The following is a 1,867-nucleotide window of genomic DNA, read 5'->3' as shown; positions in this document are numbered from 1 at the left end:
TCGCATCGGTCATTGCCCCGGCCTATATCGCCGAGACCTCGCCGCCCGGCATTCGTGGCCGGCTGGGTTCGCTGCAACAGCTCGCGATCGTGTCCGGAAGCTTCTTGTCGTTCGCTGTGACCTGGGTGTTGCAGTACATCGCCGGCGGCGACGCAAAGAACGATCTGTGGCTGGGGCAGGCGGCGTGGCGGTGGATGTTCATCGTGATGGCGGTGCCCGCGATCGTGTACGGCATACTGGCATACACGATCCCCGAGTCGCCGCGCTATCTCGTTGCCTGCCACCGGATTCCGGAAGCCCGCAAGGTGCTGTCAACCCTGCTCGGCGCGAAGAACCTGGAAATCACCATCGGCCGGATTCGCGAGACGCTGGAGCGGGAGGACAAGCCCTCGTGGCGCGATCTGAAAAAGCCCGTCGGCGGCCTGTACGGCATCGTTTGGGTGGGCCTGGGTCTCTCGGTCTTCCAGCAGTTCGTCGGGATCAACGTGATCTTCTATTACTCCAATGTGCTCTGGCAGGCGGTGGGATTCAGCGCCAATCAGTCGGCCAAATACACCGTCATCACCTCGGTGGTCAACGTTGCGACGACCCTGATCGCAATCGCGCTGATCGACAGGATCGGTCGCAAGCCTCTGTTGCTCATCGGTTCCACGGGCATGGCTGCCACGCTGGCGACGATGGCCGTGATCTTCGCCACCGCGCATATCGGCCTCGTCGACGGCAAGGAACAACCGATTCTGACAGGGGCGTCCGGTCCGATCGCGCTCATCGCGGCGAATCTCTTTGTGGTCGCGTTTGGTATGTCGTGGGGTCCGGTCGTGTGGGTACTACTGGGCGAGATGTTCCCGAACCGCATCCGTGCCGCCGCACTGGGGCTGGCCGCGGCAGGCCAGTGGGCGGCGAACTGGGCCATCACGGTGTCGTTCCCCGCGCTGCGTCATCACCTGGGCCTGGCGTATGGCTTCTACGCGCTGTGTGCTGTGTTGTCGTTCCTGTTCGTCTGGCAGTGGGTGGAAGAGACCAAGGGCAAGACGCTGGAGGACATGCACGACGAGGCGTGGCACCACGAACCCCACGCGGCCTCTTGAGGCGGCCTCCGGGGCTGAAACCCGCGTGACCGCGTCACGCCCCCATGACACAATCGCGACCCGTGAAGACCTTCGACGCGCTGTTCGCCGAGCTGAGCGAAAAAGCGCGGACCCGGCCCGCCGGCAGCGGCACTGTCGCCGCGCTCGACGGCGGCGTACACGGACTGGGCAAGAAGATCCTCGAAGAAGCCGGCGAGGTATGGCTGGCCGCCGAACACCAGAGCGACGACGAGCTGGCCGAAGAGATCAGCCAACTCTTGTATTGGACGCAGGTGCTGATGATCGCGCGCAACATCACCCTCGACGACGTGTACCGGAAGCTGTAGATGCTACGAGTAGCGGTGCCCAACAAGGGCGCACTGAGTGAGCCGGCCACCGAGATCCTGGCCGAAGCCGGATATCGCCGTCGCAGCGACCCGAAAGACCTGACGGTGATCGACCCCGCCAACGACGTCGAGTTCTTCTTCCTGCGGCCCAAGGACATCGCGATCTACGTCGGGTCCGGCGACCTCGACCTCGGCATCACCGGACGCGACCTCGCCCGCGAATCACAGGCTCCGGTGCGCGAACGTCTCGCGCTGGGTTTCGGTTCGTCGAGCTTCCGTTACGCCGCACCCGAGGGCCGCGACTGGACGGAACGGGATCTCGCCGGCAAGCGCATCGCCACCGCATACCCCAATCTCGTGCGAAAAGATCTCGCCGACAAGGGCATTGACGCGACGGTCATCCGGTTGGACGGCGCCGTCGAGATTTCTGTGCAATTGGGGGTAGCCGACGCC

3 protein-coding genes are annotated in these 1,867 nt (G+C 64.3%); all 3 read left to right on the top strand.

The window, feature by feature from the left end; all coding sequences use genetic code 11:
* Positions 1-1,088, top strand: a 1,088-nt coding sequence (locus WB402_RS02715; protein ID WP_424205380.1) for a sugar porter family MFS transporter, incomplete at its 5' end; no start/stop codon positions are given.
* 44 nt (positions 1,089-1,132) lie between these two features.
* Positions 1,133-1,414 carry a phosphoribosyl-ATP diphosphatase gene (locus WB402_RS02710; RefSeq protein ID WP_424205379.1) on the top strand — a complete coding sequence of 94 codons (282 nt, stop codon included), beginning with the start codon at positions 1,133-1,135 and terminating at the stop codon, positions 1,412-1,414.
* Positions 1,415-1,867 (top strand): ATP phosphoribosyltransferase (gene hisG / locus WB402_RS02705; RefSeq protein ID WP_424205378.1); only part of this gene is annotated, 453 nt, incomplete at its 3' end.

This window comes from Sulfuricaulis sp. (assembly GCF_049587675.1).
Taxonomy (GTDB): Bacteria; Pseudomonadota; Gammaproteobacteria; order Acidiferrobacterales; family Sulfurifustaceae; genus Sulfuricaulis.
Note: the sequence above shows the minus strand (reverse complement) of the source record. Positions and strands in the feature narration are given on the sequence as shown.